The organism is Vibrio sp. Vb1026, from assembly GCF_033338745.1.
GTDB lineage: Bacteria > Pseudomonadota > Gammaproteobacteria > Enterobacterales > Vibrionaceae > Vibrio > Vibrio alginolyticus.
Map to the genome: position 1 here is coordinate 1 of NZ_JAWOTH010000184.1, position 324 is coordinate 324.

1 pseudogene is annotated in these 324 nt (G+C 45.1%); it reads right to left on the reverse strand.

Annotated features, from left to right (window positions below):
* A pseudogene (locus R7E47_RS25160) lies at positions 1-324 on the reverse strand (YdcF family protein); the annotation flags it as partial.

Below are 324 nucleotides of genomic sequence, written 5' to 3' on the forward strand. Positions count from 1 at the left end.
GCAACCGATTCATCAAAGGCCGTCATTTCGATGGCCTTTTTCATTTCCGCAATTTGTTGCAAAACATCCATTTCTAACGGTAAAGCGCGAAGTTGATTTATTGCTTGTTTAGCCCGCAGCAAAGGCTGTGCTCGAACGCTAGTTAAATCTCGTTGAAATGCCCCACTTTTAACGCCCTCCAGATACACTCGATACGTCGTCAGTTCATCAAGTAAAAGAAACGCTTCTGCCTGTGGCCCTTGATGTGGGTATGGCACGCTAATGTGCTTCTGAATATCTAGAGAAATGTGTAAATCTAAGCCCACGGACGCGCATTGAGATTTG